Source organism: Saccharothrix hoggarensis (assembly GCF_042678885.1).
Taxonomy (GTDB): Bacteria; Actinomycetota; Actinomycetes; order Mycobacteriales; family Pseudonocardiaceae; genus Actinosynnema; species Actinosynnema hoggarensis.
The window spans coordinates 1-21,282 of sequence record NZ_JBHTLK010000117.1; the positions used below are offsets into that span (position 1 = coordinate 1).

18 protein-coding genes are annotated in these 21,282 nt (G+C 71.0%); 11 read left to right on the top strand and 7 right to left on the bottom strand.

The window, feature by feature from the left end:
• Positions 1-176: 176 nt before the first annotated feature.
• From ACFQ3T_RS21265 to ACFQ3T_RS21280, 4 genes are all read left to right on the top strand, one after another.
• Positions 177-500 (top strand): ESX-1 secretion-associated protein, encoded by a 324-nt coding sequence (locus ACFQ3T_RS21265; RefSeq protein ID WP_380725071.1) that lies wholly within the window; start codon positions 177-179, stop codon positions 498-500.
• Between the two features lie 11 nt (positions 501-511).
• Positions 512-1,624, top strand: a complete 1,113-nt coding sequence (locus tag ACFQ3T_RS21270; protein ID WP_380725072.1) for a hypothetical protein — start codon at positions 512-514, stop codon at positions 1,622-1,624.
• 2 nt (positions 1,625-1,626) lie between these two features.
• Positions 1,627-2,439, top strand: a complete 813-nt coding sequence (locus ACFQ3T_RS21275; protein ID WP_380725073.1) for a hypothetical protein — start codon at positions 1,627-1,629, stop codon at positions 2,437-2,439.
• 87 nt (positions 2,440-2,526) lie between these two features.
• The gene (locus ACFQ3T_RS21280) at positions 2,527-3,336 is read left to right on the top strand and encodes a hypothetical protein (protein ID WP_380725074.1); all 810 of its coding nucleotides are present in this window, start codon (positions 2,527-2,529) and stop codon (positions 3,334-3,336) included.
• Positions 3,337-3,338: 2 nt separating this feature from the next.
• On the opposite strand, the gene ACFQ3T_RS21285 is transcribed toward ACFQ3T_RS21280, so the two are convergent.
• The gene (locus ACFQ3T_RS21285) at positions 3,339-4,112 is read right to left on the bottom strand and encodes a LamB/YcsF family protein (RefSeq protein WP_380725075.1); all 774 of its coding nucleotides are present in this window, start codon (positions 4,110-4,112) and stop codon (positions 3,339-3,341) included.
• A 91-nt stretch (positions 4,113-4,203) separates the two neighbouring features.
• Here ACFQ3T_RS21285 and ACFQ3T_RS21290 point away from each other — a divergent pair, with 91 nt between their 5' ends.
• From ACFQ3T_RS21290 to mctP, 3 genes are all read left to right on the top strand, one after another.
• Positions 4,204-4,896, top strand: a complete 693-nt coding sequence (locus tag ACFQ3T_RS21290; RefSeq protein ID WP_380725076.1) for a GntR family transcriptional regulator — start codon at positions 4,204-4,206, stop codon at positions 4,894-4,896.
• Positions 4,897-5,021: 125 nt separating this feature from the next.
• The gene (locus ACFQ3T_RS21295; RefSeq protein ID WP_380725077.1) at positions 5,022-5,288 is read left to right on the top strand and encodes a DUF3311 domain-containing protein; all 267 of its coding nucleotides are present in this window, start codon (positions 5,022-5,024) and stop codon (positions 5,286-5,288) included.
• Complete coding sequence (mctP, locus tag ACFQ3T_RS21300; protein WP_380725078.1) at positions 5,288-6,922, top strand: monocarboxylate uptake permease MctP; 1,635 nt, start codon at positions 5,288-5,290, stop codon at positions 6,920-6,922. The genes ACFQ3T_RS21295 and mctP overlap by 1 nt, the downstream gene beginning before the upstream one ends.
• Positions 6,923-6,983: 61 nt before the next feature.
• Here mctP and ACFQ3T_RS21305 read toward each other — a convergent pair whose 3' ends face one another.
• The 5 genes from ACFQ3T_RS21305 to ACFQ3T_RS21325 form a co-directional block, all read right to left on the bottom strand.
• The gene (locus ACFQ3T_RS21305; protein ID WP_380725079.1) at positions 6,984-9,164 is read right to left on the bottom strand and encodes a translocation/assembly module TamB domain-containing protein; all 2,181 of its coding nucleotides are present in this window, start codon (positions 9,162-9,164) and stop codon (positions 6,984-6,986) included.
• A 54-nt stretch (positions 9,165-9,218) separates the two neighbouring features.
• Entirely contained in the window at positions 9,219-9,980 is a 762-nt protein-coding gene (locus tag ACFQ3T_RS21310; protein WP_380725080.1) for an amino acid ABC transporter ATP-binding protein, read from the bottom strand.
• Complete coding sequence (locus tag ACFQ3T_RS21315) at positions 9,977-10,801, bottom strand: amino acid ABC transporter permease (protein ID WP_380725081.1); 825 nt, start codon at positions 10,799-10,801, stop codon at positions 9,977-9,979. The genes ACFQ3T_RS21310 and ACFQ3T_RS21315 overlap by 4 nt, the downstream gene beginning before the upstream one ends.
• A gap of 77 nt (positions 10,802-10,878) precedes the next feature.
• Positions 10,879-11,697, bottom strand: a complete 819-nt coding sequence (locus tag ACFQ3T_RS21320; RefSeq protein ID WP_380725083.1) for a transporter substrate-binding domain-containing protein — start codon at positions 11,695-11,697, stop codon at positions 10,879-10,881.
• Positions 11,698-11,853: 156 nt separating this feature from the next.
• Complete coding sequence (locus ACFQ3T_RS21325) at positions 11,854-14,535, bottom strand: MGH1-like glycoside hydrolase domain-containing protein (protein WP_380725085.1); 2,682 nt, start codon at positions 14,533-14,535, stop codon at positions 11,854-11,856.
• A gap of 107 nt (positions 14,536-14,642) precedes the next feature.
• Here ACFQ3T_RS21325 and ACFQ3T_RS21330 point away from each other — a divergent pair, with 107 nt between their 5' ends.
• A complete protein-coding gene (locus ACFQ3T_RS21330) occupies positions 14,643-16,721 on the top strand; it encodes a hypothetical protein (protein WP_380725087.1) in 2,079 nt (692 codons plus the stop codon).
• 48 nt (positions 16,722-16,769) lie between these two features.
• Here the strand turns inward: ACFQ3T_RS21330 and ACFQ3T_RS21335 are convergent, their stop codons facing one another.
• Positions 16,770-18,182, bottom strand: coding sequence for a M20/M25/M40 family metallo-hydrolase (locus tag ACFQ3T_RS21335; protein ID WP_380725089.1), 1,413 nt, complete (start codon positions 18,180-18,182; stop codon positions 16,770-16,772).
• A 476-nt stretch (positions 18,183-18,658) separates the two neighbouring features.
• Between ACFQ3T_RS21335 and pdhA the strand changes: the two genes are divergently transcribed.
• The 3 genes from pdhA to ACFQ3T_RS21350 all read left to right on the top strand — a co-directional run.
• Positions 18,659-19,852 (top strand): pyruvate dehydrogenase (acetyl-transferring) E1 component subunit alpha, encoded by a 1,194-nt coding sequence (pdhA, locus tag ACFQ3T_RS21340; RefSeq protein WP_380725091.1) that lies wholly within the window; start codon positions 18,659-18,661, stop codon positions 19,850-19,852.
• The gene (locus ACFQ3T_RS21345) at positions 19,852-20,874 is read left to right on the top strand and encodes an alpha-ketoacid dehydrogenase subunit beta (protein ID WP_380725093.1); all 1,023 of its coding nucleotides are present in this window, start codon (positions 19,852-19,854) and stop codon (positions 20,872-20,874) included. The genes pdhA and ACFQ3T_RS21345 overlap by 1 nt, the downstream gene beginning before the upstream one ends.
• Positions 20,875-20,884: 10 nt before the next feature.
• Positions 20,885-21,282: biotin/lipoyl-containing protein (locus ACFQ3T_RS21350; protein WP_380725095.1), on the top strand; the 398-nt coding region annotated here is incomplete at its 3' end.

Below are 21,282 nucleotides of genomic sequence, written 5' to 3' on the forward strand. Positions count from 1 at the left end.
GCGCCCCGCCCCACCCCGCCGTCCCGCGCCGCCGCCCGAGGAGCCGGACGACTTCTCGCAGCGCGGGTTCCTGCGCGACGGCGACCAGCCGCCACCGCCACCCGCGCGCCCCGGCCCCGCGCGGAACGACGGCCGTTTCCTGAACCTCTTCGACGACGAGGACCGGTGAGCCCCCGATGAGCGGCGGATTCGACGTCAACACCCAGGAGCTGCGGGACTTCGCCGGCAAGCTCGACGCCCACCGCGCCACCGCGGCCGAGATCGCGGGCCTCGTGGCCAAGGCGGACGTGGGCGAGAAGTCGTGGGGCGTGGTCGGCCTCATCACCAAGAACCGGTACACGCAGATGCTCGGCGACCTCACCGAGCTGTTCCAGGCGCTCCAGGACGGCCTGCAGTCGGGCGCGGACAAGTTCACCGGCGCGGCCGAGGACTACGACGCGCAGGAAGAAGCCGTGAAGCAGCTGTTGAACGGCCTGCAAGTCCGGCTCGACGGCCAGTAGGGGGATGCGAGATGGCTGAAGTGAAGACCGAGGCCGGCGGAGTCGAGATCACCGTCGGCGAGAAGGACACCAGCCAGAAGATGGCGGAGGCCGCCCCCTTCTACGGCAACTACCTCAAGATCAAGGAAGCGGCGGGCAAGGCGGCGGAGGGCGGCGGTTCCGAGGCGACCGCCCTGGCCTCCGAGGGCTCGGCGCTGGTCGCATCGCTCGGCACCTCCGCCCTGGGCATCGCGACCGACCCGATCGGCTGGCTGGTCGGGCAGGGCCTGGACTTCCTGATCAGCGTGGTGCAGCCGTTGGAGGACGCGATCCACTTCGTCAGCGGCGACGGCCCCGCGCTGGCGCAGGCGGCGGAGAACTTCAACGCGATCGGCCAGGGCGTGGTGCGGCTGCGCGAGAAGTTCGACAGCGACCTGGCGAACTCGGTGACGAGCTGGGGCGGTTCCGCGTCCGAGGCGGCCGCCACGAAGCTGGGCGAGTTCGCCGGCGGCATCGACGGCGTCGCCGGTCAGGCCGGTGAGATCGCGCGGATGCTGCAGATCTCCAGCATGATCATGACGATCGTCGAGGACTTCATCAAGGCGATCCTGACCGAGTTGATCACCTGGCTGGTCATGATCTGGATCCCCGCGCTCGCGGCGGCCGTGCCGAGCTTCGGGGCGTCGACCGCCGCCGCGGGCGCCGCGACCGGCGTGCGGGTCGCCACCACCGGCAGCCGGGTGGCCCGGATCGTCGCCAAGCTGAAGCAGTTCCTGACCAGGATCCTCGACTTCCTGCGCAGCCTGAGCAAGCGGGCCGGCGACGTGAAGGCCGGCTTCCAGCGCTCCATGGCCGACAAGCGGGCCAGGAACGTCGCCGCGCAGGCCGGGGACAAGAAGTCGATGGTGGACAAGCTCTGGTCCGACAACGGCATGGTCGGCGAGCGGCTGCACGACGGGTTCGGCAGGTCCATGTGGACCGCGACCACCGACGCGGCGGCGTCGCAGGTCGGCGCGGGCACGGGCGACAACGCGGGCATCGACAAGCCCTTGCGGAACCAGGCCGCCCGGGACAAGGCGGACGAGTACGCCGCCACCGGTGAAGACCAGTCGAAGCAGCAGACCAAGGGATACCTGGACATCTGATCATGGATGAGACCTACGTCGAGATCTTGCCGATCGTCGCCATCATGGTGGGCCTGCTGGCCCTGGGGCACTGGTGGCGCCGGCGCAGCGATCGGAAGAGCGAGCAGGCGCACGCCGAAGCGCTGGCCGAGTTCGCGGGCGGTCTCGGCGGACGTCTGGTCGATCCCGCCGAAGCCCACGCGTGGTCGGCCGGGTTGCTGGAGCCGATGAGGAGGAAGACCGACGGCCTGGTCAACCAGCTGAACCAGGTGTCGCCCACGAGCTTCGGGCTCACCGTGGACTTCCCGCGAGGGAGGTGGGCGGTGCGCGTGGGCGAGGCGTCGGTGGAGGTGACCGCGGACAACGGCACCCGCACGGCCTACGAGTACCGCATCGAGGTGGCCACCGCGCCGGTGACGCCGATGAAGATCAGCCGTCGCATCCACGACGGCAAGAACCTCTTCGGCCGTCCGCTGCCGCCGGACCACGTCGTGGCCCAGGGCGGTGAGAGGGTCCGCGAGGTCCCGGTGACCGTGGCCGCGGAGGGAGGCGGGTGGTACCGGGTCTCCTTCCCGCCGGGCCCGTTCGACACGAACTTCGCCGTGTTCACGAGCGACCCGGCGGCCGTGGCGCCCCTGTTCGACCCGCGGGTCGCCGAACACCTGCTCGCCGAGTTCAACGACATGTACTTCACGCTGCACTTCGAGGCGGGCCTGCTCTTCTGCACCCTGATCAACCGGATCATCCCCGACCAGGCCCTGGCCCGGGTCGACGCCCTGATCGGCCTGCTCGAACGCATGGGCGTCGCCCCGGCGCACCCGCCGGTGTGGGCCTGACCCGGGCGTTCGAGCCGGTCCACCCCGCACGCCGGCCACCGGCGAAGACCAGTCGAAGCAGCAGACCGAGGGGTATCTGGACATCTGATGGAGTACCTCCTCGACTTCGCTCCGCTCATCGCCGTCATGCTGGCCCTGTACGGCCTCCTGCTCTGGTGGAGGTGGCGCGGTGATCGGAAGGAGGAGCGGGCGCACTTCGACGCGGTGGCCGCGTTCGCGCGCAGCCTCGGTGGGAGCGTGGTCGATCCGGCCGCGGCCCGCCCGTGGTCGGCCGAGCTGCTGGAGCCGATGAGGAGCGAGACCGACGGCCTGGTCAACCAGCTGGGCGTGGCGTCGCCTGGAAGCTTCGGAACCACTCTCGACTTCCGGCGCGACGGGTGGTCGGTGCGCGTGGGTGAGGCGTCGGTGGAGAAGGCCGCCGACAATGGCACGCGCACGGCTCACGAGCACCGGGTCGAGGTGGCCACCGCGCCGGTGACGCCGATGAAGATCAGCCGCCGCGTCCACGGGGGCACGAACTTCCTGGGACGCCCGCTGGCGCCCGGCAACATCGAAGCCCAGGGCGGCGAACTGGTCCGCGAAGTCCCGGTGACGGTGGTGGCGGCGGGAGGCGGGTGGCACCGGGTGGCGTTCCCGCCCGGCCCCTTCGACGCCCGGTTCGCCGTGTTCACCAGTGACCCGGCCGCCGTGGCCCGCGGGTTCACCCCCGAGGTCGTCGAGTACCTGTTGGCCCAGGCGCACAGCCTGCCCTCCCCGCTGCACTTCGAGGCGGGATTGGTGTTCGGCACGATGCGCGAGCGGATCGGTCCCGGCCACACCCTCGACACGGTGGACGCGATCCTCGGCCTGCTCGAACGCATGGGCGTCGCCCCGGCGCACCCGCCCGCGAGGACCTGACCTCAGGCGCTCAGCCGGTCCAGCCCACCGGCGAACGGGCCCAGCGTCACGCCCGCCTCCGCCAACGCCGACCGCACCGCCCGCGCGACCGCCACCGCGCCGGGGCTGTCGCCGTGCACGCAGATCGAGTCGACGGGCATCCGCAGCACCTGCCCGTCGACCGCCCGCACCCGCCCCTCGGTCGCCAGCCCCACGCACCGGGACGCGATCTCGCCCACGTCGTGCAGCACGGCGCCCGGCCGCCGCCGGTCCACCAACGTCCCCGCCGCCGTGTACGCCCGGTCCGCGAACGCCTCGTACCGGACCGGCAGCCCGGCCACCCGCGCCCGCTTCAGCCACACCGCGCCGGGCAGCCCGAGCACCGGCAACGTCGGGTCGTACGCCCGCACCGCGTCCACCACGGCGTCGGCCTGCGCCTCGTGCCGCACGAGCGCGTTGTACAGCGCCCCGTGCGGCTTCACGTAGCCGACGCGCGTCCCCGCCGCCCGTGCGCACGCGTCCAGACCGCCCAGCTGGTACAGCACGTCGGCCGTCAGCGTCTCCGGGGACACGTCGACAAATCGCCTGCCGAAGCCGTGCAGGTCCCGGTACCCGACGTGCGCGCCGACGGTGACGCCCCGCGCGGCGGCCCGCTCGCACGTCCGCCGCATCGTCTCCGGGTCGCCCGCGTGGAACCCGCACGCGACGTTCGCGCTGGTCACGACGTCGAGCAAGGCGTGGTCGTCACCCAGCGCCCAACGGCCGAAGCCCTCACCCACATCCGCGTTCAGGTCCACGGGACCTCCCCTCACCGCTTGTTCAATCTAAGGATCGTTCAACAATCCAGCAATACTCCATTCGACTCACCGCCCCACTAGACTCGATCGCATGACGACCGCAGAGGCAGACAGCTGGCTGAGCACCCTCGCGCGGGACCGCGGCGACATCGACCGCTCCAGCACGGCGGAGCGGGTCGCGGACAAGCTCCGCTCCAGCGTCCTCGACGGCGACATCAAGCCCGGTCAGCAGCTCAACGAGAAGGCGCTCGGCGAAGCCCTCCGGGTCTCCCGCAACACGCTGCGCGAGGCGTTCCGCCTGCTCACCCACGAACGCCTGCTCGTGCACGAGTACAGCAAGGGCGTGTTCGTGCGCCGCCCCGGCGCGTCCGACGTCGTGGACCTCTACGCCGCCCGCCGCGTCATCGAGTGCGGCGCCGTCCGGCACTGGCCCGCGGTGTCCGAGCAGGCCCGGCAGGCCGTCCGCGACGCCGTCGCCCTCGGCGCGCGGTTCCGGGAGCTGGGCGACTGGACCGGCGTCGGCACCGCGAACGTCAAGTTCCACCAGGCCCTCACCGCCCTCGCGGGCAGCGCCCGGCTGGACGAGGAGATGAAGCGGCTGCTCGCGGAGGTGCGCCTGGCGTTCCACGTCATGGGCGACCCCGAGGAGTTCCACCGGGACTACCTGCCGCTGAACCAGTCCATCGTGGACCACCTCGACGCGGGACGGGTTCGGCAGGCCGAAGAGGCGTTGCTGACCTACTTCGACCGCGCCGAGCACCACTTGGTGACCCACCTGCGGTGAACGAATCGTTGGTCACGATCCAACTACTTCACCGGTAGGTAATCCACCTGACATGGTGACTACTGTCCCTCCTCCGGCCTAGCATGCGCGACACCGCGTCACCGGGCCGCCGTACGGAGGGGCACATGTCGTCAGCTCGAAAATCCAGCCTCCGCTGGAGCAACTGGAACCTGCTTCTGCTCGTTCCGCTGCTCATGCTCGTCACGCCCTGGTTCAACTCCGATGAGCCGAGGCTGCTGGGGCTGCCGTTCTTCTACTGGTACCAGTTCGCGTGGGTTCCGGTCGGTGTCCTCTGCGTGGGCCTGGTCTACATCAAGACCAAGGACGAACCCGTCGTCAAGGGCAAGCCGGACCTGCTCAGCGTGGACGACCTGGACGAGGGGGCCAAGTAATGCAGTGGACCGAGTTGGTGGTCTTCAGCGCGCTGTTCCTGCTGGTCACCGTCCTGGGATTCGTCGCGGCGAAGTGGAAGGCGGGCGACACCCTCGACCACCTCGACGAGTGGGGCCTCGGCGGGCGCAAGTTCGGCTCGTGGATCACGTGGTTCCTGGTCGGCGGTGACCTGTACACGGCGTACACGTTCGTCGCCGTGCCCGCCCTGGTCTTCGGCGCCGGCGCGATGGGCTTCTTCGCCCTGCCCTACACGGTCATCCTGTACCCGATCGTGTTCCTGCCGCTGGTGCGCATGTGGTCCGTCTCCCGCGTGCACGGCTACGTGACGCCGGCGGACTTCGTCCGCGGCCGGTACGGCTCGCACTGGCTCGCGCTGCTGGTCGCGATCACCGGCATCATCGCCACGATGCCGTACATCGCGCTGCAGCTCGTCGGCCTGGAGGCCGTGCTGCGCACGATGGGCCTCAACGGCTCGGGCATCCTCGGCCACCTGCCGCTGTTCATCGCGTTCGTCATCCTCGCGCTCTACACGTACCAGTCGGGCCTGCGCGCGCCCGCGCTGATCGCGTTCGTCAAGGACACGCTGATCTACATCGTGATCCTCGTGGCCGTGATCTACCTGCCGTCCAAGTTCGGCGGCTGGGGCGCGATCTTCGACACCGCGCAGGCGAAGTACGCCGCGTCCGAGAGCAAGGCCGACGGGACGATCCTCAACGGCAACAACCAGCTCCAGTACGCGACGCTGGCGCTGGGCTCGGCGCTGGCGCTGTTCCTCTACCCGCACTCGCTGACCGGCATCCTCGCCTCGCGCGGCCGCAACGTGATCAAGCGGAACATGGTGGCGCTGCCCGCGTACTCGCTGCTCCTGGGCCTGCTCGCGATGCTGGGCTTCGTCGCCATCAGCGCGGGCGTCAAGCCGATCACCAACCAGGCCACCGGCCGCCCGGACACGAACACCATCGTGCCGGTGCTGTTCGGCCAGGAGTTCCCGAGCTGGTTCGCCGGCGTCGCGTTCGCGGCCATCGCGATCGGCGCCCTGGTGCCCGCCGCCATCATGTCGATCGCGGCGGCGAACCTGTGGACCCGCAACATCTACAAGGAGTACCTGAAGAAGGACGCCACGCCCGCCCAGGAGGCCAAGCAGGCCAAGCTGGCGTCGCTGGTGGTGAAGTTCGGCGCGGTCGCGTTCATCGTGTTCATCGACCCGCAGTTCTCCATCGACCTGCAGCTCATCGGCGGCGTGATGATCCTGCAGACGCTGCCCGCCGTGGCGATCGCGCTGTACACGCGGTGGTTCCACATCTGGGGCCTCATCGCGGGCTGGGTCGCCGGCATGGGCTACGGCATGTGGCTGCTCTACAACATCGGCAACCCGGCCGCCGGCAAGGCGCACTTCGCCGGTTCCGCGCTGCCGCTGGGCAAGCTGTCGCTGTTCGGGTGGCACCCGTTCGGCGCGTCCACCGTGCAGATCTACGTCGGCGCGATCGCCATCGTGGTGAACCTGCTGGTCGCCGTCATCGTGACGCTGATCGCGAAGCGGACCCGCGTGTCCAACGGGACGGACCAGACGCAGGCCGACGACTACCACGTGGACGAGGACAGCGACCGGGTGAAGCCGATCGCCGTGCACTAGTCCACCGGGTCGCGACACCGACGAGCCCCGTCCGGCATCCAGCCGGGCGGGGCTCGTCGCGTCAGCGCTTCAACGCCCTGGTGACGCCGGCCGCCACGGTGGTCGCGAGCACCCACCCCATCGCGATCAGCCCCGCCGCGATCCACTGCGACTCGTCCGGCGTGTGCCAGCGGTTCTTGTTGCCGAGGTCCACGATCGGCACCAGCAGGTCGATGGTGAACAGCCACGGGTTCCAGGTCAGCTTGTCCTGCTCGTTGATCTCCGACAGCTCCGGCCCGGACGCGAAGTAGGCGCTACCCGCCAGCCACATCACCACCAGCCACGCCAACGCGCGGGCCGGGCGGTAGCCGTAGCCGACCATCGCGCGCTGCAGCCAGCTCCACACCAGCACCAGCGGGCCGAGCCAGCGGCGGCCCTCGGCGACCGCCCGGTACCGCAGCCGCTGCTTCTCCACCAGCACGGTCGCCGCGTGCTCGTCGTTGCCCGCCGCGCGCAGCATCTCGGCGAACTGGTCGTACGGGCCCGGCCGGTACGTGCGCCGCATCGCCTGCCGCAGCCAGCGCAGCCGCCGTTCGACCTCGGCGTCGTCCCGCAGGTCGATCGGGTTCCGCAGCGAGTCGTAGCGGAACTCCTCCAGGTCGATGCGGCCGGTCGCGCTCCAGAAGTTCTCGTTGTCGTCCAACGACGTGCAGCGCACCTGCCGCAGCGTCACGTCGCCGCGCGGCGGGCCGATCGGCGTCACCACCAGCTCCTGCACCTGCATGCCGAGCAGGTTCAGCGCGTGCGCGTCCAGCTTGTCGCCGAGCACGGCGCCCGCGAACGTCGCCATCCGGCCGACCGTCGCCCGCCTCGCCCGCACGCCGCCGTGCGCGACGAACTCCTTGGCCCCGCGCGCGCAGATGAGGTCGCGCCCGATCGCGGCGCCGCCGACGTCCAACGACGGCTTGCCCGCGGGCTGGTGCCGGTAGCGGCCCGGCTGGGTGATCCGGCTGCCGCGCAGGTCGAGGTTCGCGCCGATGCGCACGCCCCGCAGCTCCAGCCCGCCGGTGACCTCCACCTCGCGCGCGGCGAGGTTGCTGCCGATCCGGGACCTGTTGCCCAGCACGGCGTCCGCGCGCGGGTTGTCCAATGTGGACCCGTCGAGGATGAGGCTGCCCTTGGCCTGGAAGTCCACCATCCTCAGCTGCCCGCGCACGCGCGCCTGGCGTCCGATGAGGTCGCCGCCCACCTGCGTGCCGTCGAGGTGCAGCGCGCGCCCGTAGCCCGTCGGCTCGGCGGCGCCCGTGTCGAGCGCGCGGCCGTACCCGGTCGGCTCGGGGGTCGACTCGCCCAGGGCGTCGAACGCGCCGCCGGACAGCGAGAGCGTGCCGCCGACCGCGGCGTTGACCATGCGCACGGTGCCGGCGCTGGTGAACCCGCGGTCCAGCTGCACGTCGCCGTCCACGGTGATGCGGTCGAACACCAGCGTGGCGTTCGGGTCGGAGTGCGGGTCCAGCGCGTCGTCGTCCGCCCGGCCGCCGGCCGCGGTCGAGCCGCGCAGCGTGAGCGCGGAGTCGACCCGCGCGCCCGCCAGCAGCACGGTGCCGTTCAGCGTGCAGCCGCTCATCAGCAGGTTGCCGCCGACGTGCAGGCCGGTGCCGTTGAACGCGTGCTTGAGCGGGTTGTCCAGCAGGCCGCCGCTGACGTTGCAGTAGCCGCCGACGTGCGCGCCCGCCATCCGCAGCTCACCGGTGACCCGCACCCGCTGCGCCAGCACCCCGCCCGCGAGCTTCAACCGGTCCGCGTGCAGCGCGATCGTGCCCGGCGCCCTCAGCTCGGCGTCCCGCAGCGTGAGGGAGCCGGCCACCTCCGCGTCGACCAGGTCGACCAGGCCCTCCACGGTGCTGCCCACGAGCGACACGTCGTTGGCGCTGCTCAGGTTGCGGGCGGCGAGGCCGGGGAGCCAACAGTCGGCGAACTCGATCCCGGCGAGCTTGCCCTGGCGCAGGTCCGGCGGCTCCTCGAACCGGCAGCGGACGAACTCCAGCACGTACGGGAACTCCACCGCGCGCAGGTCCAGCGTGCCGGTCAGGAACCGGTCGGCGACCCGCACCACCGGCGGCATCCCGGCCCGCCGCCGGGGTAACCGCCACGGCCCGTCCGGCTCGGCGACGCCGCGCAGCACCTCGGCGGCGGCCATGCGGGCGGAGCGCGGCGGGCTGGGGTCGAACACGTCCAGCCCCCGCGCCCCCACCTCTGCCATGAGATCGACAATAGGGGCGACCGACGCACCGCGTGGCCGGTTCGGCGCACTGCGTCAGGCGCGCGGCCCCTGGTTCGTCGGGTCCAGCACGCGGGCCAGGAACGACTGGGTGCGCTCGTGCCGGGGAGCGCCGATGACCTGCTCGGCCGGCCCCTCCTCCACGACGTACCCGCCGTCCATGAACAGCACCCGGTCGGCCACCTCGCGGGCGAACTGCATCTCGTGCGTCACCACGAGCATCGTCATGCCCTCGTCGGCGAGCTGCCGCATGACGCCGAGCACGTCGCCGACCAGCTCCGGGTCCAGCGCCGACGTCGGCTCGTCGAACAGCATCACGTCCGGGTCCATCGACAGCGCCCGCGCGATCGCCGCGCGCTGCTGCTGGCCGCCGGACAGCTGCCCCGGCATGGCGTTCACCTTGTCCGACAGCCCGACCCGCTCCAGGTTCCGCAGCGCGACCTCCTGGGCCTTCCTGGCGTCGCGCTTGAGCACCTTGCGCTGGGCGACGGTCAGGTTGTTCAGCACGCTGAGGTGCGAGAACAGGTTGAACGACTGGAACACCATGCCGATGCGGGTGCGCGCGGCGTCGATGTCCACGTCCGGGTCGGTCAGCTCGGTGCCGTCCACGACGATCTTGCCGCCGGTCGGCTCCTCCAGCAGGTTGACGCAGCGCAGCAGCGTCGACTTGCCGGAACCCGACGGGCCGATGATGCACACCACGTCACCGCGGTTGACCTTGAGGTCGATGCCCTTCAGCACCTCCAGCGGGCCGAACGACTTCTTCAGCCCGGTGACCTCGACGACGACGTCGCTCACGCCGACACCCCCAACCCGCTCGATTCGGGCGTGCTGATCTTCCGCCCGCCGGTGCGCCGCTCCAGGTACCGGGACAGGTGGCCCAGCGGCAACGTGATGATCAGGTAGCACAGGCCGGCGATGAGCAGCGGGGTCATCGTGGGCGACCGGCTCAGCGTCTCGCGGCCGAGCTTGGTCAGCTCGTAGTCCGAGGTGGCCAGGCCGACGACGCTGATCAGCGACGAGTCCTTGATCAGCATGATCAGCTCGTTGGTCAGCGGGGGCAGGATGATCCGGAACGCCTGGGGGATCACGACGGTGACCAGCGTGCGCCCCTGGGACATGCCCAGCGACCTGGCCGCCTCGATCTGGCCCTTCGGCACGGCCTGGATGCCCGCGCGGATCGTCTCGGCGATGTACGCGCTGCCGACGATGCCGAGCGCGAGGCCGGCGGTCGAGTTGATCTCGAACTTCAGGCCGAACGCGAGCGGCACCGCGACGCTCAGCGCCACGAACACGAGCAGCGCGGGCACGCCGCGGAAGAACTCGATGTAGACGGTGGCGATCCACCGCCACGGCGCGACCGGCGAGAGCTTCATCAGCGCCAGCAGCAGGCCGAGGCCGAGGCCGATGGCGAAACCGAAGGCGCTGTAGACGATCGTGTTCACCAACGCGCTGGTGATGATCGTGGGGAACATCGCCTTCGCGGTGTCGGCGTCGAAGAACGACTGCCGGATCTCACCCCAGTCGGCGAAGACCGCCACCGCGAGGACGATGACGATCAGTAGTGCGTACTGCGCGCGGCGGAAGGCGATGGCCCTCCGCCGTTTGGACATGGCCATCTTCTCGGCGCTCCTCGAAAAGGGATCGGACAAGGACGGGGCCGGTGCCCATGAGCACCGGCCCCGCGGTCAACCGGTCACTTCTTCTCCGGCTTCTTGCCGAACCACTTCTCGTAGATCCGGTCGTACTCGCCGCTCTCCTTGGCCTTCTTGATGACCTCGTTGACCTTCGCCTGAAGGGCGGTGTTGCCCTTCTTCAGGCCGATGCCGTAGCTCTCGCCGGTCTCGAACTCCCTGGTCACCGCGGTGTCCGGGAACTCCTTGGCGTAGTCGTAGAGCACGCCGTTGTCATTGATCGCCGCGTCCACCGCGCCGGTGCGGACGGCGGTCTCCAGCAGCGGGAGGTCCTCGAACTCCACGACGGTGTAGCCGTGGGCCTCGGCGTTCTTGTTGGCGTACTCCTCGCCGGTGGTGTCCTGCTGGACGCCGAGGCGCTTGCCCTTCAGGTCGGGCAGGTCCTTGACCGGCGAGTCCTTCTTCACCAGCAACGCCTGGGAGGCGTCGAAGTACGGGTCGGAGAAGTCGATCGCCTTCTTGCGCTCTTCGGTGATCGTCATCCCGGCCGCGGCCAGGTCGCACTCACTGGTCGCGAACACGGTGCCCGAGGTGATGTTCTCGAACGGCGTGTCGAAGATTTCCTGAGTGACGTTGAGTTCCTTGGCCACCAGATCGACCAGGTCGACGTCGAAGCCGACCGTCTTGTCGCCCTCGGAGAACTGGAAGGGCTTGTAGGACAGGTGGGTGCAGGTGACCAGCTTGCCGCTCTGGACCAGGGTGATGCCCGACCCGCTGTCCTGCGAGCCGGTGTTGACCTTGGTCGCGCACGCCGTCATCGTGGCCGCCAGGGCGAGCACGGGGAACAGGGCGAGCGCAGCGTGCCTGGTACGACGGGCCACGGCGTCACTCCTCGTAACTGTGTCGGTCGAGTGTTCGGCATACTGCCACTTGGGTGACTGGGTGCACAGCACGTGCGTGTTACAGAGCTTCGGTGCGCATGAATCTTGCGTCACAAGCCACGTTGAGCAACAAGATGTTCAGCCGTTTGGGTTAAATCACACAATTGATTCACCTACCGCGCCCGTGTGACGACGATCCGTCAACAAGCTGGCGACCAGCGCGGTCCAGCCCGTCTGGTGCGTCGCGCCCAATCCCTCGCCGGTGTCCCCGTCGAAGTACTCGCTGAAGGTCACGTGCTCGCGCCACAGCGGCGAGTCGGTCGACTCGATCCGCTTGCCGTCCGCGGGCCTGCGCCCGTCGTGGTCCGGCAGGAACAACGCCACCAGCCGCCTGACCAGCTCGTCCGCCGCCTGGCCCGCGGTCACCTGCCGCTGGCTGCGGGTGGGAAGTTCCACGTGGAACTTCCCGCCGTGGAACTCCTCGACGGTCCGCAGGGCCTCCACGAGCAGCGCGTTCGTCGGGAACCAGACCGGGCCGCGCCAGTTGGAATTGCCGCCGAACATCGGCGTGCGCGACTCGCCCGGCTCGTAGCCCATCCGGTGCTCCTGGTCCGCGACCTGCACCTCCAGGCCCTCGCGGTGCGCCGCGGACAGGCTGCGGATGCCGTGCGGCGAGAGGAACTCGCCCTCGTCCAGCATCCGGCTCAGCACCCGGCGCAGCTTGCGCTCGTCCAGCAGGCTGAGCATCGCGCCGCCGCCGCTGCGGCTCACGAACCGCTGCAGCTCGGGCCGGCGGGACAGCAGGTGCTCCAGCCGCCGGCCGAACTCCGGCAGCTCCTCGAACACCCACGGCTCCAGCACCGCGCACGCCAGCACCGGGATGAGGCCCACCATCGACCGGACCCGCACCGGCTGCGACTCGACGTGCCCGTCCGGCAGCCGCCGCGACACCACGTCGTAGCAGAAGCCGTCCGTCTCGTCCCAGATGCCGCGCCCGCCCGAACCGAACTGCGTGGACGCCTCGGCGATGCTCAGGAAGTGCTCCACGAACTTCGTGGCCACGTCCTCGTACGACTCGTCGTGCCGCGCCAGCTCCAGCGCGATCTGCATCAGGTGCAGGCTGTACGCCGCCATCCACGACGTGGCGTCCGACTGCTCCAGCCGCCACTGGCCGAGCATCGGCTCCGACCGGTTCACCGGGCCGATGTTGTCCATGCCGAGGAACCCGCCCTCGAACAGGTAGCTGCCGTCGGCGTCCTTGCGGTTCACCCACCACGAGAAGTTCAGCAGCAGCTTGTGGAACACCTTGGCCAGGAACTTCCGGTCCTTGACCTCCTCGGACCGGTACACCTGCAACGCCGCCCACGCGTGCACCGGCGGGTTGACGTCGCCGAACTCCCACTCGTAGGCGGGCAGCTGGCCGTTCGGGTGCATCAGCCACTCGCGGCACAGCAGGAGCAGCTGCTCCTTGGCGAACGCCGGGTCGACCTTCGCGAACGGCACGGTGTGGAAGGCGAGGTCCCACGCGGCGAACCACGGGTACTCCCACTCGTCCGGCATGGAGATCACGTCGGCCACGTCGAAGTGCCGCCAGTGCGCGTTGCGGGCGTGCATGTTCTTGCGGGACGTCGGCGCGGCGGGCTGCGCCGGGTCGCCGTCCAGCCACTCGCGGGTGCGGAAGCGGTAGTGCTGCTTGGTCCACATCAACCCGGCCAGCGCGCGCCGCACGACGGCCGCGCGCTTCGGGTCCAGGTCGGTCTGGTGGAACCCGTCGGCCTCGGCCTTCCGCTGGTCGACGGTGTCCTGGAAGCTCGGCCCGAACGCGTCGAGGTGCCCGTCGCCCTCCACCAGGCGCAGCCGCACGGTGACCGACTCGCCCGGCTCGACCGGGTCGAACGAGTACCAGGCGGCGACCTTCGTGCCCGGCTCGCTGGTGTCGTCCGGCCCGACGACCTGGCACGCCGTCGCGTCCTGCCGGATCACGTACCGGTCGACGCCGTCCTTGGTGTAGCGGGTCGGGTTGGCCGCGGCGCCGAACAGCTCGACCTCGTTGGTCTCGTTGTCCGTGACCAGCAGGGTCGGCGTGCCCTCGACGTGCAGCGTGTAGCGGCCCAGCGCGCCGTGCTCGGCGGTGATCCGCCGCCACCCGTCCCGCGTGGACGCCCGGAGCGTCGGCTTGCGGTCGTCCCGCCCCCACGCCCACGTGTTGCGGAACCAGAACTGCGGCAGCAGGTGCAGCGGGGCCGGGTCGGGGCCGTGGTTGGTGGCGGTCAGCTCGACGCAGATGTCCCGCGGGCCCGCCTTGGCGTAGCTGATCCGGACGTCGAAGAACCGGTTCTCGTCCAGCGCGCCGGTGTCGGACAGCTCGGGCTCGCGCTCGTTGCGGCCGGCGCGCTTGGCCATCTCGCGCAGCTCGGCGTAGGGGAACTCACACTGCGGGTACCGGTAGACGACCTGCATCCACGAGTGCGTCGGCGTGCCGTCGGTGACCCACCAGTGCTCCTTGACGTCCTCGCCGTGGTTGCCCTCGTTGTTGGTGAGCCCGAAGTAGCGCTCCTTGAGGATCGGGTCGCGGCCGTTCCAGAGAGCGACGCCCAGGTTCAGGAAGCCGTGCACGTCGCAGATGCCCGCGATGCCGTCCTCGCCCCACCGGTAGGCCCGGGCGCGGGCGTGGTCGAAGGGGAAGGACGTCCACGCGTCCCCGCCCGCCGAGTAGTCCTCGCGGACCGTCCCCCACTGGCGTCCGGCCAGGTAGGGGCCCCAGAGACGCCACGGCGCGGTCGGCGAGTCGGACTCCGCCAACCGCATCCGCTCGGCTTGCCGGCTGTGCTCGTTCACGGGGCCAGTGTGCGGCATCGATCCAGTAAAGCGGTTACCGGCGGGTTAGGTCACAGTCCTGCCCGGTGTTTGCAAACCCTGTCCGAGGGGTGTCATCGTCACGCTCCGTGGACTACCACTTACCTCCCTGGTACCGCGGCGTCGACGACCCGCAGCGGGTGCTGGAGCGCGCGGTGTCGACGGCGCTGGAGCGCCCGGAGGTGCGGCTCGCCGCGGCGGGGCACGTGACGCGGGAGCGCCTGGTGGACGCGCTGAGCGGTGCGGAGGGCGCCGTGCTGGCCGCCGCGCGCCAGGCCGAGCAGCGGTACCGGGACGTGCGGCCGGGGTGGTGGGCGTTGTTCGAGCTGAACGCCCCGGTCGGCCGGTGGGTGCTGCTCGCCACGCCGGTCCTGGGCTTCGCGGCCCTCGGCTGGCACGTCGCACTCCTGGTCGGCCTGTCCCGGGCCGGGGTGCTCGCGGTCGTCGGCGGGGCGGCGGCGTTCGCGCTCGTGGTCGGCGCTTTGTTGCTGATGAACTGGTCCGAGGGGCGCTTCAGCCGCCGGCTGGCGATCGCCTGGCTCGGCTGCGGGTGCGTGCTTCCCGTGACGTCCGCGGAGCCGTTGCTGCGGCTCGACGCGCCGGCCTGGCCGTTCGCGCTCGCGGGCGTCGGCGTGGTCTACGCGTCGGCCCTGCTCACCGTCCGCACGGTGTTCCGGAGCTTCCGGCTGTCGGGCCGGGGCGAGGTGGCGCGCGCCGCGCTGGCCGCGTGGGAGGAGAGCGTGCTGGTCGACGGCGTGCTGCCGGTCCTCTACAGCACGCTGAACGACGTCACGCCGCCCGTCCACGCGACCACGCTGACGGTGCGGGAGGTCGCGCCCCTGGTGCGCGCCGACCCGCTGCGGATGCACGTCCCGACGCCCGCCGGCGCCGTGCTGGCCGGGCTGGTCGACCGGCTCGACGGCGGCAGCTTCGCCGTCGCCGGACCGCGCGGCGCGGGGAAGACGAACCTGCTCCGGGCGTTCTGCGGCGGGCGGTACCGGGCGCCGGGCCGCGCGCCCGACCTGGCCGTGCTGGTGTCCGCGCCGGTCGACTACGTGCCGCAGGAGTTCGTCGTGCACCTGTTCACCGAGGTGTGCGAGGCGGTGATCGCCCGGTTCGGCGAGCCCGGGCGGGGCCGCCGGCGGTGGCGGCGCGAGATCCGGCCGCACCCGCTGGTGGCGATCGCCCGCGACCACCTGACGGCGCTCGACTACGTCCGCACGCACACCGACGAGATCAGCGGCAAGGGCGGGCTCAAGGGTTTCGAGCTGGCCGGCAAGCGCGCCGTCACTTTGGCCGGCCGGCCGCTCACGTACCCGGAGGTGGTGAAGCGCTTCCGGGTGTTCCTGGGCCGGATCGCCGCCGAGCAGGCCACCGAGCGTGAGCTCGAACCCGGCCGGGTGATCATCGGCATCGACGAGCTGGACCGCATCGGCACCGGCGAGCCCGCCCGCAGGCTCCTCAACGAGGTCAAGGCCATCTTCGACGTCCAGGGCTGCTACTACCTGGTGTCGGTCTCCACCGAGGCGCAGCACGACTTCGAGCTGTCCGGCATCGGCCTGCGCAGCGTCTTCGACAGCTCGTTCGACGAGGTCGTCCGGGTCGACTACCTCGACTTCGAGTACGCCCGCAAGCTGCTCCGGCGGTACGTCCTCGACCTGTCCGAGCAGTTCCACGCCCTGGCGTACGTGTTCTCCGGCGGCCTGGCCCGCCAGCTCGTCCACACCGCCCGGGCCATCGTGGACCTGGGCCGCGACCGGCCGGGACGCGACCTCGCGGACGTGGTGGCCGCGCTCGCCGAGGCCGAGCTGACCCGCGCCTGCCAGGCCACCGCCGACGCGCTGACCGCCGTGGACGACCGCGAGGGCGTCACCGCCCTCCTCCGCCTGCTGGACGAGCGCCCCGCCGCCGACCTCAAGACCTACGGGGACGGCATCCTCGGCGCGTACTCCGGGAGGTCCGAGCGCGCCCGCCAGCTCAGGGACGCCGTCGCCGCGCGCGTGCACTTCCTCGCCACGGCGCGGCAGATCTTCACCGCGGACCTCACCGAGGAGCGGATACGCCTCCTCGACTTCGACGACCTCGCCCGCGCCCGCCGCTACGCCGGCACCAACCCGGACGCCGGCCGCAGCCTGCTGCGCGACCTCAACCGGCGTTGGGCGACGTGACCCCGCGACGGGCCGACCGCGCACCGGGGGCGCACGGCCGGCGTCCCGTCAACGGCGCGCGTGCGCGTCCAGCACCACGGCGACGGCCTCGGTGATCCGGGCGGCGTGCGCGAGGTGCAGCCACTCGTCCGGCACGTGGCAGTTGGAGTCCGGCCCGACCGCGCCCGTGACCAGGAACTGGGCTTGCGGGTACGCCTCGTGCAGCAGCCCCATGAACGGGATCGAGCCGCCCAGCGACACCGTCCGCCACGGCGCGTCGAACACCTCCTTGCCGACCCGGTCCAACGTCTCCCGCAGCCACGGCGCCAACTCCGGCGCGTTCCAGCCGTCGGCGAACTCCACGCGTGACAGCTCCACCGACGCCCCGTACGGCACGTCGGTCGTCAACGCCCGCTTCACCGCCTCCATCGCGGCCGCCGAGTCGGCCGTCGGCGGCAGCCGGAAGCTCAGCACCAGCGTGGTGAACGGCCGCAGCACGTTGCCCGCGTCGTCGGGCGACGGCATCCCGTCCGCGCCGGTGATCGACAACGTCGGCCGCCACCCCGCGTTCAGGGCCAGCTCGACCTCGTCGGAGCCCATCGGCTGCGTCCCCGCCGCCCACGGCACGCTCCCGACCAGCACGCCGGGCGCGCTGGCCACCGCCTCGCGCACCTCGGCGATCCGGTTCTCCGGGATCTCCACGTGCATCTCCGGCACCAGCACCTCGCCGGTCGCCGAGTCCTCCAGCCGGTCGAGCAGCTGCCGCGCGATCCGGAACGACGACGGCACGATCCCGCTCGCCATGCCCGAGTGCAGCCCGCTCTCCAGCACCCGCACGGTGACGGTGGCCTGCGCCAGCCCGCGCAGGGACGTGGTCAGCCACATCCGGTCGTAGTCGTTGCCGCCCGAGTCGAGGCACACGACCAGCGACACGTCGCCGAGCCGCGGTCGCAGGTGGTCGAGGTACGCGGGCAGGTCCGGGCTGCCGGACTCCTCGCCGGTCTCCAGCAGCACGACGCACCGCGAGTGCGTGCCGCCGGCTCGCCGGACGCCCTCGATGGCGACGATGGCCGCGTAGCCGGAGTAGCCGTCGTCGGCGGCGCCGCGGCCGTACAGCCGCCCGTCGCGCACGACCGGGGTCCACGGCCCGAGCCCGTCGCCCCAGCCGCCGACCGGCGGCTGCTTGTCCAGGTGCCCGTACAGGAGCACGGTGTCGGAGGTGTCGGCCGTGCCGGGCACGTCGACCAGTAGCACGGGCGTGCGGTCGGGCAGCTGGACGACCTCCACGGTGGCGCCGGGCAGGTCGCGGTCGGCGAGCCAGGCGCGCACGTGCTCCACGGCGGCGGCCAGGTGGCCGTGCGCGGCCCACGCGGGGTCGAAGGCGGGGGAGATCGCGGGCACCGCGACCAAGGCGGACAGGCTCGGGAGGATGTCGTCGTCCCAGAGCCCGCGAACGGTACGGGTCAGCGCTGAACGGTCCACGTCCCGATCCTGTCACGGCCCGCGTGCCCGTCGCCCCTGGTGCGCGGCCCGATCGGCGTGACCGGCGAGGTTTCGCTTGGTGGAAATGGTCTGTCCGGCCGATGGTCGGTAGTCCATCCAACGCAGGGCGTGCCGACGTGGGCCGTTTCGGCCGACGGCACGTGTGCGCAACCCTACGGACGGTGGTTAACGATCGGTAACCGGGACGCGGACGTTCGGTATTCGAACGCTCTACTCGGACTGCCGAAGATTGGCCGTCCAACCGTTACCGCACGTCAGAACGCTGCACAGGAAGTCACGAACTGGGATGGGGCTCACCATGTCGAGTGAGGCCATGTCAGGATGTGGATGAGAACACCGTCAGCGCCGACGGTTGCCCGAGCCCCGACACCCAGGGGACGACGGCGACTGGCGGTGCAGCCGCGCAGTGTCGTCACAAGCGACCGGGCGGCCTCGTAGACGAGGAGACAAGGCGCATGTCGTCCCCCGAGAAATGGACGCACCCAGGGCCGGATGCCGCGCCGGCCACTGCTGCCAAACCGACAGCGGAACAGGTGATCGCAGGCTTGCGAGCGACAGACGAGGGCGGCGCCGACCTGGTGCAGCTGCTCACCCCCGAGGGTGAGCGCGTCCAGCACCCGGACTTCGACATCGACATCACGGGTGAGGAGCTGCGCGGCCTGTACCGCGACATGGTCCTGGTCCGCCGGGTCGACCGCGAGGCGAACGCGCTCCAGCGCAAGGGCCAGCTCGGCATCTGGGTGCCGCTGCTCGGCCAGGAGGCCGCGCAGATCGGCGCCGGCCGGGCGATGCGCCCCGAGGACATGGCGTTCCCGAGCTACCGCGAGCACGGCATCGCGTGGACGCGCGGCGTCAAGCCGACCGAGCTGCTCGGCATCTTCCGCGGCACCGACAACGGCACCTGGGACCCGGTCGCGACCAGGTTCCACCCGTACACGATCGTCATCGGCAACCAGGTGCTCAACGCGGCCGGCTACGCCATGGGCCAGAAGTTCGACGGCAAGGTGGGCGACGCCGACGGCGAGGCCACCATCTGCTTCTTCGGCGACGGCGCGACCAGCCAGGGCGACGTCCACGAGGGCTTCGTCTGGGCCGCCGTCTACGACGCGCCGCTGGTGTTCTTCTGCCAGAACAACCAGTGGGCCATCTCCGAGCCCACCGAGCGCCAGTCCCGGCTCCCGCTCTACCAGCGGGCCCGCGGCTACGGCTTCCCCGGCATCCGGGTCGACGGCAACGACGTGCTCGCCACGCTCGCCGTCACCCGCTGGGCGCTGGAGGAGTGCCGGCAGGGCAACGGCCCGATCCTCATCGAGGCCTTCACCTACCGGATGGACGCGCACACCACGTCCGACGACCCGTCCCGCTACCGGCTCTCCGACGAGCTGGAGCTGTGGAAGCTGAAGGACCCGATCGAGCGCGTCAAGGTCCACCTCGTCAAGCAGCAGTGGGCCGACCAGGCGTTCTTCGAGTCGATCGAGGCCGAGGCCGAGCAGATCGCGATCGAGCTGCGCGACTACTGCGTCAACCTGCCCGACCCGCCCGCCGAGCGGATCTTCAGCGAGGTGTACGCCGAGGGCAACCCCGTCCTGGAGGCGCAGCGCGACGAGTTCCTGGCGTACCACGCCGGTTTCGCGGGAGGTGAGCACTGATGGCTGCTCCGACGATGGACCGCCCCACGTCCGCCGCGCCCGCCGCGGTGCAGACGCTGACCATCGCGAAGGCCCTGAACAACGGCCTGCGCGCGTCGATGGAGGCCAACCCCAAGGTCATCGTGATGGGTGAGGACGTCGGCAAGCTCGGCGGCGTCTTCCGCATCACCGACGGCCTGCAGAAGGACTTCGGCGAGCAGCGCGTGCTGGACACGCCGCTGTCCGAGTCCGGCATCATCGGCACCGCCGTCGGCCTCGCGATCCGCGGCTACCGGCCCGTGTGCGAGATCCAGTTCGACGGGTTCATCTTCCCCGGCTTCGACCAGATCGTGTCGCAGGTCGCCAAGCTGCACTACCGCACCCAGGGCCGGCTGAAGCTGCCCATGGTGATCCGGGTGCCGTTCGGCGGCGGCATCGGCGCGGTTGAGCACCACTCCGAGTCGCCCGAGTCGTACTTCGCGCACACCGCCGGCCTGAAGGTCGTCGCGTGCTCGAACCCGGCCGACGCGTACTGGATGATCCAGCAGGCCATCGACTGCGACGACCCGGTGCTGTTCTTCGAGCCCAAGCGCCGCTACTACGAGAAGGGCGAGGTCGACACGACCGCCGCGCCCGGACCGCTGTTCCGGTCGCGCACCCTCACCACCGGCTCGGACGTCACGATCGTGACGTACGGCCCGTCGGTGCGGACGTCGCTCGACGCCGCCGCCGCGGCCGCCGAGGAGGGGCGTTCGCTGGAGGTCGTCGACCTGCGCACGCTGTCCCCGCTGGACCTCGCGCCGGTGTACGAGTCGGTGCGGCGCACCGGTCGGCTCATCGTGGTGACGGAGGCGCCGAGCGAGTCCTCCATCTCCAGCGAGATCGCGGCCAAGGTGCAGGAGGAGTGCTTCTACTCCCTGCAAGCGCCCGTGCTGCGGGTGACCGGTTTCGACACGCCGTACCCGCCGTCGAAGTTGGAGGAGGAGTTCCTCCCCGACCTCGACCGCGTGCTGCACGCCGTCGACCGCTCGCTGGCCTGGTAGGGGGACGACTGTGCCGCAGTTCAAGCAGTTCCCCATGCCCGACACGGCAGAGGGGCTGACCGAGGCCGAGATCCTCACCTGGCACGTCAAGCCGGGTGACGCGGTGAAGGTCAACCAGATCATCGTCGAGATCGAGACCGCCAAGGCGGCCGTCGAGCTGCCGTGCCCGTGGGACGGCGTGGTGACCGAGCTGCTGGCCGAGGTCGGCCAGACGGTCGAGGTCGGCGTGCCGATCATCACCATCGACGTGGACCCGTCCGGCGCCGCCGCGGCTCCGTCGGCGCCGGCTCCGGCCGCGTCGGCCGCCGCTCCCGCCGAGTCGAACGGCAAGATCGGCGAGGAGATGCCGGGCGGTCGGATCGCGACGCTGGTCGGGTACGGCCCGCGCGCGGGTGCGGCCAAGCGCCG

Coding starts and splice junctions, on each gene's coding strand:
- ACFQ3T_RS21265 (WP_380725071.1), top strand. CDS start 177: ATGAGCGGCGGATTCGACGTCAACACCCAGGAGCTGCGGGACTTCGCC.
- ACFQ3T_RS21270 (WP_380725072.1), top strand. CDS start 512: ATGGCTGAAGTGAAGACCGAGGCCGGCGGAGTCGAGATCACCGTCGGC.
- ACFQ3T_RS21275 (WP_380725073.1), top strand. CDS start 1,627: ATGGATGAGACCTACGTCGAGATCTTGCCGATCGTCGCCATCATGGTG.
- ACFQ3T_RS21280 (WP_380725074.1), top strand. CDS start 2,527: ATGGAGTACCTCCTCGACTTCGCTCCGCTCATCGCCGTCATGCTGGCC.
- ACFQ3T_RS21290 (WP_380725076.1), top strand. CDS start 4,204: ATGACGACCGCAGAGGCAGACAGCTGGCTGAGCACCCTCGCGCGGGAC.
- ACFQ3T_RS21295 (WP_380725077.1), top strand. CDS start 5,022: ATGTCGTCAGCTCGAAAATCCAGCCTCCGCTGGAGCAACTGGAACCTG.
- mctP (WP_380725078.1), top strand. CDS start 5,288: ATGCAGTGGACCGAGTTGGTGGTCTTCAGCGCGCTGTTCCTGCTGGTC.
- ACFQ3T_RS21305 (WP_380725079.1), bottom strand. CDS start 9,164: ATGGCAGAGGTGGGGGCGCGGGGGCTGGACGTGTTCGACCCCAGCCCG.
- ACFQ3T_RS21315 (WP_380725081.1), bottom strand. CDS start 10,801: ATGGCCATGTCCAAACGGCGGAGGGCCATCGCCTTCCGCCGCGCGCAG.
- pdhA (WP_380725091.1), top strand. CDS start 18,659: ATGTCGTCCCCCGAGAAATGGACGCACCCAGGGCCGGATGCCGCGCCG.
- ACFQ3T_RS21345 (WP_380725093.1), top strand. CDS start 19,852: ATGGCTGCTCCGACGATGGACCGCCCCACGTCCGCCGCGCCCGCCGCG.